At 54.1% G+C, this 14855-nt stretch carries 15 protein-coding genes; 8 read left to right on the forward strand and 7 right to left on the reverse strand.

Annotated features, from left to right (window positions below; translation table 11 throughout):
• The first annotated feature begins 123 nt into the window (after nucleotides 1–123).
• The 3 genes from ACTJI9_RS12265 (at nucleotide 124) to ACTJI9_RS12275 (ending at nucleotide 4528) form a co-directional block, all read left to right on the forward strand.
• Entirely contained in the window at nucleotides 124–2754 is a 2631-nt protein-coding gene (locus ACTJI9_RS12265; protein ID WP_440808286.1) for a DNA translocase FtsK, read from the forward strand.
• 221 nt (nucleotides 2755–2975) lie between these two features.
• Nucleotides 2976–3623 (forward strand): outer membrane lipoprotein carrier protein LolA, encoded by a 648-nt coding sequence (locus ACTJI9_RS12270; RefSeq protein ID WP_115054407.1) that lies wholly within the window; start codon nucleotides 2976–2978, stop codon nucleotides 3621–3623.
• A 98-nt stretch (nucleotides 3624–3721) separates the two neighbouring features.
• Entirely contained in the window at nucleotides 3722–4528 is an 807-nt protein-coding gene (locus ACTJI9_RS12275; RefSeq protein WP_115054406.1) for an exodeoxyribonuclease III, read from the forward strand.
• Between the two features lie 130 nt (nucleotides 4529–4658).
• On the opposite strand, the gene ACTJI9_RS12280 is transcribed toward ACTJI9_RS12275, so the two are convergent.
• The gene (locus tag ACTJI9_RS12280) at nucleotides 4659–5117 is read right to left on the reverse strand and encodes a cyclic nucleotide-binding domain-containing protein (protein WP_115054405.1); all 459 of its coding nucleotides are present in this window, start codon (nucleotides 5115–5117) and stop codon (nucleotides 4659–4661) included.
• Nucleotides 5118–5155: 38 nt separating this feature from the next.
• Nucleotides 5156–5839 carry a response regulator transcription factor gene (locus ACTJI9_RS12285; RefSeq protein ID WP_008122166.1) on the reverse strand — a complete coding sequence of 228 codons (684 nt, stop codon included), beginning with the start codon at nucleotides 5837–5839 and terminating at the stop codon, nucleotides 5156–5158.
• 129 nt (nucleotides 5840–5968) lie between these two features.
• On the opposite strand from ACTJI9_RS12285, the gene ACTJI9_RS12290 reads away from it, so the two are divergent.
• Nucleotides 5969–6502: a L,D-transpeptidase family protein gene (locus ACTJI9_RS12290; protein WP_354343211.1), complete on the forward strand. Its 534-nt coding sequence runs from the start codon at nucleotides 5969–5971 to the stop codon at nucleotides 6500–6502.
• Here the strand turns inward: ACTJI9_RS12290 and ACTJI9_RS12295 are convergent.
• Genes ACTJI9_RS12295 through tsaD form a run of 5 tightly spaced genes read right to left on the reverse strand, consistent with a single transcriptional unit; the run spans nucleotide 6499 to nucleotide 9968 of the window.
• A complete protein-coding gene (locus ACTJI9_RS12295; protein ID WP_440808291.1) occupies nucleotides 6499–7173 on the reverse strand; it encodes a class I SAM-dependent methyltransferase in 675 nt (224 codons plus the stop codon). The genes ACTJI9_RS12290 and ACTJI9_RS12295 overlap by 4 nt on opposite strands.
• The gene (locus ACTJI9_RS12300) at nucleotides 7170–7598 is read right to left on the reverse strand and encodes an EVE domain-containing protein (RefSeq protein ID WP_115054402.1); all 429 of its coding nucleotides are present in this window, start codon (nucleotides 7596–7598) and stop codon (nucleotides 7170–7172) included. The genes ACTJI9_RS12295 and ACTJI9_RS12300 overlap by 4 nt, the downstream gene beginning before the upstream one ends.
• 8 nt (nucleotides 7599–7606) lie before the next feature.
• Entirely contained in the window at nucleotides 7607–7897 is a 291-nt protein-coding gene (locus tag ACTJI9_RS12305; protein WP_336440373.1) for a YciI-like protein, read from the reverse strand.
• An 8-nt stretch (nucleotides 7898–7905) separates the two neighbouring features.
• On the reverse strand, nucleotides 7906–8892 hold the full coding sequence (locus tag ACTJI9_RS12310; protein ID WP_440808294.1) for an NAD(P)H-dependent glycerol-3-phosphate dehydrogenase: 987 nt from the start codon (nucleotides 8890–8892) through the stop codon (nucleotides 7906–7908).
• A complete protein-coding gene (gene tsaD, locus ACTJI9_RS12315) occupies nucleotides 8889–9968 on the reverse strand; it encodes a tRNA (adenosine(37)-N6)-threonylcarbamoyltransferase complex transferase subunit TsaD (protein WP_440808298.1) in 1080 nt (359 codons plus the stop codon). The genes ACTJI9_RS12310 and tsaD overlap by 4 nt, the downstream gene beginning before the upstream one ends.
• Before the next feature lie 87 nt (nucleotides 9969–10055).
• Between tsaD and hemC the strand changes: the two genes are divergently transcribed.
• The 4 genes from hemC (at nucleotide 10056) to ACTJI9_RS12335 (ending at nucleotide 14777) form a co-directional block, all read left to right on the forward strand.
• A complete protein-coding gene (gene hemC, locus ACTJI9_RS12320; protein ID WP_115054398.1) occupies nucleotides 10056–10985 on the forward strand; it encodes a hydroxymethylbilane synthase in 930 nt (309 codons plus the stop codon).
• A 1-nt stretch (nucleotide 10986) separates the two neighbouring features.
• Nucleotides 10987–11694, forward strand: coding sequence for a uroporphyrinogen-III synthase (locus tag ACTJI9_RS12325; protein WP_440808301.1), 708 nt, complete (start codon nucleotides 10987–10989; stop codon nucleotides 11692–11694).
• A 106-nt stretch (nucleotides 11695–11800) separates the two neighbouring features.
• Nucleotides 11801–13087 carry a COG4223 family protein gene (locus ACTJI9_RS12330; RefSeq protein ID WP_440808304.1) on the forward strand — a complete coding sequence of 429 codons (1287 nt, stop codon included), beginning with the start codon at nucleotides 11801–11803 and terminating at the stop codon, nucleotides 13085–13087.
• A 7-nt stretch (nucleotides 13088–13094) separates the two neighbouring features.
• Nucleotides 13095–14777: a heme biosynthesis HemY N-terminal domain-containing protein gene (locus tag ACTJI9_RS12335; protein ID WP_440808306.1), complete on the forward strand. Its 1683-nt coding sequence runs from the start codon at nucleotides 13095–13097 to the stop codon at nucleotides 14775–14777.
• The last annotated feature ends 78 nt before the right edge of the window (nucleotides 14778–14855 follow it).

Raw genomic sequence — 14855 nt, forward strand, 5'->3', positions numbered from 1 at the left:
ACCTGACAATTTCCATGACATTCGCCCATGGTTAATAGCCCCTTAACCATCCACCCCGTAAGTTTGGAATCAGCTCCGTGGATTGCACAGCCACAGGGATAGACTCACGTGGGACCGGATTTCATGCGTCAAGGTTATTCAGCCTCTTATGCCATCGATGACGATAGGACTGGCTTCTACAGCCTTTTCCGCAGGCAGATAAATATTCTGATCGGCTTGGCGATCCTTTGTCTTGTCGCTTTGGCTGTCGGTAGTCTGGCAACTTGGAATGTGCTTGATCCAAGCTTCAGTCATGCCACGTCCAATCCCACGCAAAACGCCCTTGGTTATGCCGGAGCAGTGTTCTCCGATCTTGGAATGCAGTTTTTTGGCCTGTCGACAGTTGTTGCTCTGATGCCTGCCGTGTTCTGGGGTGGGTTGTTCATGACCGGTCGCGGTGTTGACCGCATGGCGCGGCGCGCTGTTGCCTGGTTCTGCGCGTCGCTGCTTGCTGCAGCCATGGCCGGTTGTTTTGCCATACCCGAAAGCTGGCCAATGCCCATTGGTCTTGGCGGCGTTCTGGGAGATATGGTTCTCAAGATTCCTGCTATTTTCACGGGCACTTTCCCGCGCGGTGGCCTTGCCATGATCCTGGTCGGTGTCCTTGCCGTTCCTACTTTATGGATATTTGCCTTTGCCAGCGGTCTTACCTATCGCGGCAGCGAGCCTGCCATTGCCAAAAAGACAACGCGTCACGTGGCCGAAGCCGATGACTTCGACGATGACGAGGATGAGGATGATGAGCGCGAAGGCGGAGGCTTGCTTGCTCTGGGTGCTGTCACGCATTTCTTTTACAGTACGCGTGCCTTGTTCCGCCGTCTCTCCGGCAGGGGCGCTGGAATCTATAATAGCGCGCGTAATATTGGCGCTCGCCATGATGATGGGTTTGATGACATTCCGGTGTCGCGTCAAAAAGTCAGCAATAATGGCGAACGCCGCGAGCCAGGCTTTTACAGCGCATCGCCGCAAATTGAAGCTCCGTCGATTGAAATCGACAATGATGATTTTGACAGCCAAGCTGACCGCTTTGATCCCTTGGCCTTCAGCGACGAAGATGAGGCCGTGGATGACTGGGCACCGCAGGCAGCCCCCGCCCGCCCGTCAGCGAAGCCCGCGACCCGCGTAGCAACCCCGGCGCCAGCTCCAAAGACTGGAGCGCGCATTCAGCGCGAGGCGCAAGCCTCGCTTATCAAATCTGATGGTTTTGAAATGCCACCGCTGCATTTCCTCAGCGAACCAAAGAATGTCGTGCGCAACCCCAGCCTTTCCAAAGAGGCATTGGAACAGAATGCGCGTCTTCTTGAAGGTGTCCTGGAGGATTTCGGTGTACGCGGCGAAATAATCCACGTCCGGCCTGGCCCGGTTGTCACGCTTTATGAGCTGGAGCCAGCACCTGGAATCAAATCCTCGCGCGTCATCACGCTTGCCGATGATATTGCTCGCTCCATGAGCGCGATCGCTGCTCGCGTTGCCGTTGTCCCGGGCCGCAATGCTATCGGCATTGAGCTGCCCAACCAGACACGTGAAATGGTTTATCTGCGCGAACTGCTGGCCAGCCGCGATTTTGAGCAGACCAAAACCAAGCTCGCACTGGCATTGGGCAAGACCATCAATGGCGAGCCGGTCATTGCAGACCTTGCCAAGATGCCGCATTTGCTCGTGGCTGGTACAACAGGCTCGGGTAAATCTGTCGCCATCAATACCATGATCCTCTCCTTGGTCTACCGGATGACGCCGGAACAATGCCGCCTGATCATGATTGATCCGAAAATGCTCGAACTTTCCATCTATGACGGCATTCCGCATCTGCTCACTCCGGTTGTTACCGACCCCAAGAAAGCCGTTGTGGCGCTCAAATGGACGGTCAAGGAGATGGAAGACCGCTATCGCAAAATGTCGAAAGTCGGTGTCCGCAATATTGACGGCTTTAACCAGCGCGTTGAGCAAGCCCGGCAGAAGGGCGAGCGCATTGCGCGCACGGTGCAGACCGGGTTTGACCGCGCCACCGGCGAGGCAGTCTATGAGACCGAAGAACTCGATCTGACCGCGATGCCCTATATTGTGGTCATCATCGACGAAATGGCCGACCTCATGATGGTTGCCGGCAAGGATATTGAAGGTGCCGTGCAGCGTCTGGCGCAGATGGCGCGTGCCGCCGGTATTCATGTGATCATGGCGACGCAGCGTCCGTCGGTCGATGTTATCACGGGTACGATCAAGGCCAACTTCCCGACGCGTATCTCCTTCCAGGTTACTTCCAAGATCGATTCGCGCACCATCCTTGGTGAGCAGGGCGGCGAGCAGCTGCTTGGCATGGGCGACATGCTCTACATGGCTGGTGGGGGACGCATTCAGCGCGTGCATGGACCATTTGTTGGTGACGATGAAGTTGAGAAAATCGTTCAGCACCTCAAATTACAGGGCGTGCCGGAATATCTCGATTCGATCACCGAGGAAGATGATGAGGACGATGGCGGGGCAGGACCTGCAGGAACGTCCAATCTTGAGGATTCCGATGACCCCTATGATCAGGCCGTCGCGGTCGTGCTGCGTGATAAAAAAGCTTCGACCAGCTATATCCAGCGCCGTCTTGGCATCGGCTATAATCGTGCTGCTTCGATTATTGAACGCATGGAAGAGGAGGGGCTTGTCGGCCCGGCCAATCATGCGGGCAAGCGTGAGATTCTCGTACCAACGCAGGATGATGATTTTTAACAGGCAAAAAGGCATTAAACTGCTGAGACTGCTTAAAAATTCAAACATAACGTAACGGCACATCATGCGTTATGGAACTGAGTCCTTCCAGTTCCTGTGGCAGTCCGGTGTTACGTGACGGAAATATGGAACCGGGTGCCGCAACCCGCCGTTTCTTAGCCATACTCAAGCCAAACTGATCGAGTATTGCTTAAGGCAAGATGACAGGAGACCCTAAACCCATGAAAACCATCACAGCATTGTTTCGCGTTGCAGGCCCGCTCGCACGGCGCGTTGTAGCTGCTTCGATACTTGGCGTGGGACTCCTTGCTGCACCGGCTCTTGCTCAGAATGCGGTGCCGGGCGCAGCCCAGCAGATTGCCAATCAGTTTTCGAGCGTTAAAACCCTGACGGGTGACTTTGTCCAGTTTGGCCCGCGCGGGGAGCAGACCGAGGGAACGTTCTATATAGAACGTCCGGGCAAGATACGTTTCAACTACAACAAACCATCACCGATTCGTGTCATTTCGGATGGCGAATCCGTTGTGATCAATAATCGCAAGCTCGACACATGGGATTTGGTCCCGCTGTCGAAGACGCCATTAAAGCTGCTTCTGAGCGATCAGATTAATTTGACCGGCAATACGGTCAAATCGGTCAAGGAAGAGCCCGATATGACAACGATCGTTCTTGGCGACAAATCAATCTTCGGTAATTCGACCATAACGATGATGTTTGATCCAAAGACTTTCGAACTGCGTCAATGGACTATCACCGATGCGCAGGGTCTCGATACGACAGTGATGATAACCAATGTCCGTACCGGTGTTCGCTTCGCCAAGGATATGTTTACAATTGACTACACCCGCATTGCGATGAAGAACAAATAAGGCTTGAACAGTCGTTCAAGCTGGCGATATCCGGTTCCAATCATCCGTAACTTGTTTTAGTCTTGCTGCTCATTCACCACCCGCGAGACTAATTTTCCATGCCTTTTTCCGTTGCTACCTGGAACATCAATTCGGTGCGCTTGCGCTTGCCGCTCGTTCTGCAATTTCTGCGCGATTATCAGCCTGACGTGCTGTGCCTGCAGGAAACCAAATGCCCCGACGATTTGTTTCCGCGGGAAGCTTTCCACATGGCCGGTTATGAACATATCGAAATCAGCGGCCAGAAAGGGTATCACGGGGTAGCAACGCTCTCCCGCCGTCCTTTGACAGAACCGGCACGTGTTGGTTTTTGCAATATCCCCGATTGCCGTCATTTGAGCACAGTTGTCACCGCGGGTTCAAAGCGGATGCGTATCCATAATTTCTATGTTCCGGCAGGCGGAGATGAACCCGATCCGGAGATCAATCCCAAGTTCAAGCACAAGCTCGGGTTCCTTGACGAGATGAAAGCGATGAATGCGGTCTATGGGGATGGCCATGCCTCATTGCTGGTGGGCGATCTCAACATCGCACCGCTTGAAACCGACGTCTGGTCGCATAAACAGTTGTTGAAGGTTGTAAGCCACACGCCCATCGAAACGGAAGGTCTGGAAGCCTTGCGCAAAAATGGCGGCTGGAGCGATCTGATGCGCCATCATATTCCACCCTCCGAGAAAATTTATACATGGTGGAGCTATAGGGCCGCCGATTGGGCGGCTGCGGATCGTGGCCGGAGACTGGATCATATTTGGGGATCGCCCGACCTTGAGGCCGATCTGAGAGACATCACAATCCTGCGCGAAGCACGTGGGTGGGAACGACCCTCCGACCACGTTCCGGTTATCGCGCGGTTTGATCTGGATTAATCCGATTTTGAGCAGGATTTCCGCGACCTGACATTCAATTCCACAAGATGCGGCGATTTTTGCCGAGAAAAGGTCGATTCTTGCTGAAGATTTTCAATCGTAGCGAGAAAAACAGTTGTGTAGAGGCGAGTTAGCTCTCGCCAAACAGCTTTTCATACTTGGAAATTTCGGCGATCATTTCGGTCAGATCTGAGGAAATCTGGTCGTGCAGCGCAGCGGCAATTTCCGGATATTCTTCAAGGATACGCCGGAACAATGAGCGGTTGAGACGGATGACCTCGGTTTCAGTGTCTGCCATTGCGCTGGTGAGGCGCTTGGTCTGGGCAATGATTGCCATTTCGCCAAGAACCGCTCCTGGCCCCACGGTTTTCAGAGCGACGCGACCGGAAGGACCTTCGCGGAACAAGGAAATCGTACCGCGATCAATGACATAGGCGCAATCAGCCGACTGACCCTCGCGGTAAAGCTCGCGGCCTTCCCGCAGGACAAGCCGCTCTGTTCCGAAGGCGAGCAGACGCAACTGGTCGCGCGTAAACGTGCCGAACAGCCCCACTGTCTCCAGAATGCGAATATCATCTTCAATTGCCATGCAATTACAGACATATACCTAGATTGACCCGATCGGCATCAAGGAATGAGCTTGTATCCCCCGCTTTCCGTGACGAGTATGGTTGAATTCGATGGATCCTGCTCGATTTTCTGCCGTAGTCTGTAAACATGCGTCTCCAACGTGTGCGTAGTCACCCCAGAGTTGTATCCCCAGACTTCCTCCAGAAGAATATCGCGTGTGATGACCTTGCCACCGGCGCGATACAAATATTTGATAATTGCGACTTCTTTTTCAGTCAGCCGGATTTTGCCGCCCTTTGCATCGATCAGCATTTTCTGGCCGGGCTTGAACGTATAGGGGCCAACAACGAAGGTAGCGTCTTCGCTCTGCTCATGCTGGCGCAGCTGCGCGCGAATGCGCGCCAGCAGTACAGCGAAGCGGAATGGCTTGGTGACATAATCATTGGCGCCGGATTCCAGGCCAAGAATCGTATCAGAATCAGTATCATGGCCGGTCAGCATGATCACCGGAGCCTTGAAACCGCCCTTTCGCAAAAGCTTGATGGCTTCACGTCCATCCATGTCCGGCAAGCCGACATCCATGATCAACAGGTCAACAACGCCATTGCGGGCGGCCTGTATGCCTTTAGTCGCATTGTCTTCCTGAACAATCTGAAACTCTTCATAAAGGCTCAGTTGCTCAACCAGAATGGCCCGCAGGTCTGCATCATCGTCGACGATTAGAATGGTACGTGCTGTCATGGGATCTCCCGCGGATGGAAAGAAGTCGTTGGAATTTAAGTCGAATTCTACAGGAAAGAAAGAGCATCGACTTGATATTGCTTATGCGGCGCATCAGTCTGACATAAAAATGCTTTTTATGAGGCAAGCATGCCACTAACCACTTTGAAGTATATCGATGTCCGCCCGCGCCCCGGCCACAAAAGCCAAGGCCAGCTGATTGCTGGCCCGATCGTCTTGCGTTGCGCACTTGGCAAGGGCGGTATTACATCGAGGAAACGTGAGGGCGATGGTGGAACTCCCTTGGCATCCATGCGGCTTCTTTATGGGTTTAAAAGACCGGATAAACAGGTGAGGGCTACGGCGCTATTGCGGCTTAACCCATTGAAAATAAACGATGGGTGGTGCGAGGTCAGCAGTGACCGCAACTATAATAGGCAAGTTCAGGTACCCTATAATGCGAGCCACGAAACCATGTGGCGCAAGGACGATCTGTACGATGTCTGTATTGTTCTTGACTGGAATATCCGGCCACGCAGAAGGGCCGGGGGCAGTGCGATATTCTTCCATCTGGCGCGGCCGGGCTATACACCAACTGAGGGCTGTATTGCTTTGAGTCGCGCAGATATGAACCGACTTTTGCCGCTTCTATCGGATAAAACAATCATTCGTGTGCTGCGTTAGGTTGGAAAACGCCAGACCGTGGTTTTCTTGATATCAGCGTCCTCAAGAACGCGCGTCACCGGAACCGAATAAACAGCCAATGGCTGAAGAGAACCCTTGGGAAAATAAGATCGCCCCGGATCGCCGACGATTACCTCGGCGCCGCGTGAAGCAAGTTTGACAAACCAGGGAAGAAGCAGGTCTGCCAAAGGCTTATCATAGAAAACATCGCCTGCCAGCACGACATCCCAACCCGCATCTGTGCCGATGAGATCAGCTATTTGCACGTCCATCACCACATCATTGGCAGCGGCGTTGAGGGAGATTGCGGGTTGAGTAAAAGGATCGATATCGCAGCAAAGAACATGTTTCGCATTGGCCATTGCAGCGGCGATACCAACCAAACCTGAGCCTGAAGCGAAATCAATAACCGAGCGGCCACTGACCATTTGCGGGTTATCAATTACATAGCGGGCGACACCTTGCCCGCCCGCCCATGCAAAGGCCCAAAATGGTGGCGGAAGCCCGATCGTTGCGAGTTCGTCTTCCGTGCGTTGCCATAGATCATGAGCTTCATCGGCGAGATGAAGCTTTATCTCCGGAACGTGGGGCGGTGATTGTATTGACGTATTTGCCAGTATGAATTGGCGGTAGCGTTCACTGGTTGGATCTAGCGCAGTCTCAGTGATCATTTGGGGGCTGGAACGAGACCACCCATCCGGCAAACTTCTTCCCACTCGTCCTCGGTAACCGGTTGCACGGAAAGCCGCATCGAAGTGACAAGTGCCATTTTCTCAAGCTTTGGATTGGCTTTGACGTCCTTAAGAGTCACCGGCTTTGGCATATCTTGAACCGCGCGGATATCAACGCAATCCCAGCGCGGATCATCAGTTGTCGAATCCGGATGGCTGAGTGCGCAAACTTCGACGATACCGACGACTTCGAGACCCTCATTGGAGTGATAGAAGAAGCCTTTATCGCCAATCTTCATGGCGCGCATATTATTGCGGGCGAGATAGTTGCGCACGCCGGTCCATTCTGTGCCCTTAGCACCTGCAGCTTTCTGCTTTTCCCACGACCATGCGTCGGGTTCTGATTTGTACAGCCAATATGCCATGTTGAAACCTATTTGTTGTCCGGATTCTTGATTGCCCAATTCCAAGGGCGGATATCGACAGAGGCGAAAAGTCCTGCCTTTGCATAGGGGTCATTGGCAGCTATCTGCTTTGCTGCCTCCAGATCGACAGAATCTACGACGACCAGACTGCCATTTGGCTTTGTGTCATCGCCCAGAAAAGGGCCGGCGAATTTTAGCTGATCACCAAGGCCATTCAGATAATCAAGATGCGCGGTCCGCGTATCAAGGCGCAATTGCAGGCTATCGGGCTTGTCGTTGCATAAAAACGCAAAAAGCATGGTTTTTCCTAGTCTTCATTCTTGAGTGGCCGAGAAAGCAGGGCTTCCATGGCCTCATCGACGGTTATGTCTTCAGCCAGGATTTTTGATACAGCTGAAATGATCGGGACATCGATAGCATGGCGCGCGGCGAGTTCAACTGCAATGGCGGCAGTTGCCACACCTTCTGCTAATGGTCGCCCCGTCAAGTCTTCGCCTTTGCCCAATGCAAGACCGTAAGAGTAATTGCGCGATTGCGGTGTCGAACAAGTCAGCATGAGATCGCCAAGCCCGGAGAGGCCCATGATAGTCTCGGATTTTGCCCCCAAGGCATGCCCGATCCGGCGCAGTTCAACGAAACCGCGCGTCACAAGCGCCGCCTGTGCGCTGGCACCATATCCCCTGCCTATAGCGGCACCGGCGGCGATAGCGAGGACGTTCTTCAGCGCTCCGCCGATCTCGACGCCCGTCACATCATCTGTGGAATAACAGCGGAAAGTTGTGCCCGACAGAGCGACGGCAATGCTGTCAGCCAGCGCTTGATTATGGGACGCGACGGTTACTGCGGTAGGCAACCCCTTTGCAACGTCACTTGCAAAGCTTGGCCCCGAAAGTATGCCAAGCGGATGACCGGGAAGTATTTGACCTGCCACCTGCGACATGAGAAGTCCGGTGGATCGGTCAATTCCCTTGGCGCAGATGATCAGCGGTGTAGACGCGGGAATGTGATCTTTAAGCTCGTTTAAAGCCGTCGAAAGTGCCTGCGCCGGAACAGCGCACAGAATATATTGTCCATGTGCTAGAGCGGTCCGGGCATTGTTGCTGGCTGTCAGTAATGGGTGGAGGGAGATGTTCGGCAAATGGGCATCATTGCGATGCGTGTTATTTATCGCTGCGACTGTGGTGGAATCACGGGCGTAAAGCACCACTGAGCTGCCATTGGATGCAGCCATTGTTCCAAGCGCCGTACCATAGGCGCCCCCGCCCAATACGGCGATTGGTGGCCGCTCATTCATGCCTTTGCTCCACGACGGCCGGCGCCGATCAGGGGTGCGGAATACATATCCAATGGCCAGCGTGAGCGCGGCGCAATATTGAGGGAATCGGGAGGTGTCTGGTTTGCCCGTTCGGCACCCGCCCATGCGATCATGGCCGCGTTATCTGTACATAGAGCCATTGGAGGAGCAATGAAACGAAAGCCATTCTTGTCGCAAAGCTGCTGGAGCACGCTGCGCAGAACCTTATTTGCGGCAACACCTCCGGCAACGACCAAAACAGGATGATCTACAACAGGAAATGTTTCGCGAAACCGCATAAGAGAGCGTGCAACGCGGTCGTCCAGCGTATCGGCCACGGCGGTCTGGAAAGCTGCGCAAATATCATTGACATCCGTTTGAGATAGCGGTTCCAGACTGGTGGCCAGTTGTCGCACGGCAGTTTTGAGGCCAGAGAAAGAAAAATCCAGGCGTTCTTCACCCTTCAACGGGCGCGGGAGGGAGAAACGCGTCGAATCGCCGAGCATTGCCGCCTTTTCAACCTCAGGTCCGCCCGGATAGGCGAGCCCGAGCATTTTGGCGGTTTTGTCGAATGCTTCACCAAGCGCATCGTCAATGGTCGTGCCAAGTCGCTCATAGTCTCCCAGTCCCTTGACCAGAACCATTTGCGTATGGCCGCCGGAAACGAGGAGCAAGAGATAGGGAAATTCAATGTTATCGGTCAGGCGAGGTGTCAGTGCATGACCTTCAAGATGATTGATTGCGTAAAATGGTTTTTGGCTTGCCAAGGCTATTGCCTTGCCGGTCATCAGTCCGACAATCAGTCCGCCAACAAGCCCTGGTCCCGCAGTTGCGGCTATGGCGTCAACATCGTTGAGCGTCAAATGCGCTTCGTGCAGTGCTTGTCCGATAAGCCGGTCGAGCACTTCAACGTGAGCACGTGCGGCAATTTCCGGCACGACACCGCCATAGGGCGCGTGCTCTTCGATTTGGCTTAAGACGACGTTTGAAAGAATAGTGCCATGGCCAAGCTCATCACGCTCGACAATGGCTGCCGCCGTCTCATCGCAGCTTGTTTCAATACCCAGAACCCGCATCGATATCCTTCGTCGCATTGCCCGTCGAATAAAAGCCCGTTAGTAGAGGCCATGAACATGGAACTCGCGTAACACGGACTGCGGCCAATGCAAACAAAAACGCTCAAGATCGGTACACGTGGGAGTGCTCTTGCGCTTGTGCAAGCCCAGGAGACACGCGACCGGTTGGTCAAAGCTCATGGTTTGAACGAGTCCGATATAGAGATCGTCGTTATCTCGACAAGTGGCGACCGGATTCAGGACAGGCCCCTGTCGGAAGTTGGCGGCAAAGGTCTTTTCACATTGGAGATTGAAGAACAGCTTGCCGATGGGCGTATTGATTTTGCTGTTCATTCATCGAAGGACATGCCGACATTCCTGCCCGAAGGGCTGCATCTGTCGGTGTTTCTTGAGCGTGAAGATCCCCGGGATGCTTTCATCGGACGGAACGTTAAATCGCTGGCCGACTTGCCCTTGGGCGCAATTGTGGGCTCTGCATCGCTTCGGCGTCAGGCATTGATCAAGCGCCTTCGGCCAGATCTGAAACTTGTCAATTTTCGCGGCAATGTGCAAACGCGCCTGCGCAAGCTTGCCGATGGAGAAGTTGACGCAACATTTCTGGCCTATGCAGGCTTAAAGCGCCTTGATCTTGGCCATGTCGTAACGGAGTTGATGGATTCCAGGGCTTTTCCCCCAGCACCAGGACAAGGTGCAATCACGGTCGAAAGCCGTATTGGCGATGACCGGATCGACAACCTGCTCGCTCCGATCAATCATCTGCCAACTTCGACTGCCCTGGCTTGCGAGCGTGCGTTCCTTGGCACTTTGGATGGTTCCTGCCGGACCCCGCTCGCAGGGCTTGCGACAATTTCGGGTGAGGCATTGCATTTCCATGGAATGATCTTGCTGCCTGACGGTAGCGAGGTTCATGAGGTTACCGGTGAGGGATCTGTTGCCGATGCCGCACAGATCGGACGCGATGCGGCGCTGCGTGTTCGGGAAATGGCGGGTGCTCATTTCTTTACGGATTGGCTCTGATATGAAATCTGTTTTGGTTACGCGGCCCGAACCCGGAGCAACCAGAACAGCCCAACGACTGGCCGATTTGGGCTTCCAGCCTCTGGTTTTACCGCTTAGTGCAATCAAACCTCTGCCAATACCACAAGTGTCCGGGCACTATGATGCCGTTGCATTTACCAGTGCGAACGCGTTGCGGCATGTGCGAGAAGAATTTCTTGCTACGCTTTATGACCTTCCCTGTTTTGCGGTTGGTAGCTCCACCGCGCAAATAGCTCGTGCAAAAGGTTTCAAACAGGTTCTTTCGGGAAACGGGGATGGGCTATCACTGGCTGCACAGATTAATAATTCAACGTCTGAAAACGCACGGATACTTTACCTTACCGGGCGAGTCAGGGCGCCTCAGTTTGAAGATATTCTGGGGCAGTCCGGTCGAAGGGTGATAGCAATTCCTGTCTATGACACGATTTTGAACCATTATGAGGCCGATTATTTGGCCCAGTTTTTCGAGCCATCGCCCGTCGATATTTGTCTACTCTATTCGAAAAGGGGTGCGTTGGCGCTTCTCGCCGTCATTGGCAAAGCGAATGCTCATCATCTATTTGAAAATGCACAGTTTTTATGTCTGTCTGACAATATAGCGCACATCGTTTCAGACCAGGGTTTCCGCCATGTCCACGTTGCTAGAGTGCAAGATGAAGCAGGATTATTTGAATTGCTGCATACTTGATCCCGCCTGTTAGCAGCCAAGCTTGTACGACGGGTGGTTTCATATGAGGAACTTCCTTGCTAGCTTTAGAGTTCAATCGAAGCATCTGTTCCTGAAGAGAGTTTCCATGGCCAAATCTACTGTTCCGCGTCATTCCAAAACGACCCGCAAATCGATGACGATCGAACTGGAGCCCTCTTCGATACAAAAGTCCGCCGTATCCCCAAAAAATGTGCCGGAGCCGGAACCCGTAGGCTTCGATCCAGCGGCTAAAGCAACTGCAGCAGCGGCAGTTGAAACGGTCGAACGAAAGGTAAGTGCAGAGCCGCCATCCTCAGTGCCAAATTTCGGTCGCGCTGATCCGGCGCCGGACAAAAATCCGCCAAGGATGAGTTCTGTCAGCGCCGCCCCGCCCCAAAAGTCGACCGACTCATTGGGGCGACTCGTTTCAGGTCTCATTGGCGGTGTCGTTGTTCTTGCCGGTGCTGCTGCGATGCAATGGGCTGGTATATTTCCCTCACCCAAGACAGACGTTTCCGCTTTAGAACAGCAGATCGCGCAGTTGCGGGATGCGCCGGCAAAACCTCTTGATGAAGCCAGTCAAACGGCGCTGAATGAGGCTTTGGCGAGCGCCAAGCAGGCAGCTGATCAGGTTGCTGGGCTAGCGGCAGAGTTGAGTTCGGTAAAACAGAGCCTTACTGAGATCCAAAACGGTGCTTCGCCTACGGGTGCTGCTGTCGACACCAGCGCTATCGATGCACGCATCGCGACTCTGGAAAAGGAAATCAGTGACAACAAGCAGCAGGCTGTTCAGGCTGATGGTGCGGCTGCGGGCGCAACAACAAGGCTTGACGCGCTCGAAGCGAAGGTCAATGACACGTCCGGACAAGCCAATATGGCGCTCGCAATGGCCGCAACGGGATTAAAGGCTGCCGTTGATCGAGGCGAGCCTTACAAAGCCGAGCTTGATACCTATCTGGCTGTTGCTCCGGCGGCAGGAGAGGTTGAATCGTTGCGGCCAGCAGAAACTAAAGGCATACCCACCGTCAATGCGCTGGCAAGCGAATTTGGCGATGTCGCCGCTAGGATTATATCAAGCACCCGCACTGTCGACCCCAATGCCGGAATTCTGGATCGTCTCTGGGCGAGTGCATCTGGTTTGGTCGAGGCGCGACCAGTCGGTATGGTTGAAGGCGAGGGCGCCGACGCGATATCGGCGCGTATAGAAGCTCATTTAAATGCCGGTGATCTGAGCGCTGCGATTGCTGAGTGGGAAAAACTCCCAGATGCAGCTAAAACGGCGTCTGCAGATTTTGGCAGCGCTATGAAGGCACGGCAGAATGCAAGCGCAGTGGTGTCAAAAGCCCTGTCCGATGCCCTGAGCGGCATCAAGACCTCGACCGGTCAGGAGTAAGAAGATCATGATGCGCATTCTGTTCTTCTTCATTGTCGTGTTGTTGCTGGGTGTCGGCTTTGCCTGGCTGGCAGATCGACCCGGCGATCTGGTTCTGACCTTCGCTGGCATGCAATATAAAGTCAGTCTTATGGTGGCAGCAACGAGCATTGTTGCTATTGTTGCCGGCGTCATGCTGAGCTGGTGGCTGGTGAAAAGCATCGTCACCTCGCCCTACGCCTTGCGGCGGCATTTCCGTGCGCGCAAACGCGACCGTGGTTATCAATCACTTTCCACAGGCCTCATTGCCGCCGGTGCAGGCGACGGCCAAACGGCACGCTTGATGATCAAGCAAGCGGAAAAGCTTCTCAATGTCGATCAGGAGCCATTGATCAAACTGCTGGATGCGCAAGCTGCAATGCTTGAAGGCCGCACTGATGATGCGCGAGCCAAGTTTGAAGCCATGTTGGATGATCCTGAGACGAAGTTGCTCGGTTTGCGAGGGCTTTATCTGGAAGCACAAAGATTGGGTGCACGTGATGCGTCCCGCCATTATGCCGAAGAGGCTGCCTTGCTGGCTCCCAACGTCGAGTGGGCGGCTACCGCAGCACTTGGTCAAAAAACCACCCATGGCGATTGGGATGGTGCTCTGTTGCTGCTCGACAAGCAGAAAGCGACCAAGCAGATCGACAAGGAAAAGGCCAAGCGTGAGCGCGCCGTCATCCTTGCCGCAAAGGCAATCGAGACATATGAGAGTGATCCGACGAATGCGAAGCCACTGGCCATAGAAGCAAACAAGCTGGCTCCGGATCTTGTTCCGGCGGCAATCGTTGCGGCCAAGGCGCTGTTTGCTCAAGGCGATTTGCGCAAGGGTTCGAAAATTCTTGAGTATACCTGGAAGCGGGAGCCGCATCCCGGCGTTGCAGATACCTATGTTCATGCCAGGGTGGGGGATTCACCGATCGATCGCTTAAAGCGCGCACGCCACTTAGCCGGGCTCTATCCGCATCATGCAGAATCCAATTTGGCAATTGCTCATGCTGCTCTTGGCGCTGGCGAACTCAAGGAAGCGCGTGAAGCTGCCGAAGCAGTTCTGCGCAGTACGCCTCGTGAAAGTGCTTATTTGCTGCTTGCGGATATTGAGGAAGCGCAGACCGGCGATCAAGGCCGTGTCCGGCAATGGCTGTCCCGCGCGGTAAAAGCGCCACGCGATCCCGCATGGACCGCCGATGGCTACGTCTCCGAGCGCTGGGCGCCAGCCTCCCCGGTAACGGGAAAGCTGGACGCGTTTGTGTGGAAAGTCCCGGTAGAACAAATTGGTCCTGTGATCGATGCGGGCGATGATTTTGACAAAGCGTTGGCGACGGAGCCGTCAAGACCGGAGCAGCCTACAATAGAGGCAAAACCGATTTTACCCCCACGCAAACAGGACACAAAATCGCAGCCGGTGGAGCTTCCTGAGGATCAGGACGTGGTGGATGCGGAAATTGTGCCGTTTGAGTCGCCAACACAACAAACTGCAAAGGCTTCGTTGGACAAATCTTCGGCGAATTCGGATTCGCCCCAGAGAATTGCATCGGTTCTGCCACGGCTGCCGGAGAAGCCAGAGGAATCTACTAGCGAGCCATTTGTTGGACCGGTACCGGATGATCCAGGTGTGAAACCGGAGTATAAATCATCGCAATCGAACAAGAAATTCAAGTTGTTCTGATGGTGGTAAAAGCCATCGGGTCTTGTTTGCGGCAAGATGCACAGTAGCGGGATAGGACGACTCGGGCTATCAATTGAA

The sequence above is a fragment of the Phyllobacterium sp. 22552 genome, from assembly GCF_052044585.1.
Lineage (GTDB): Bacteria > Pseudomonadota > Alphaproteobacteria > Rhizobiales > Rhizobiaceae > Phyllobacterium > Phyllobacterium ifriqiyense.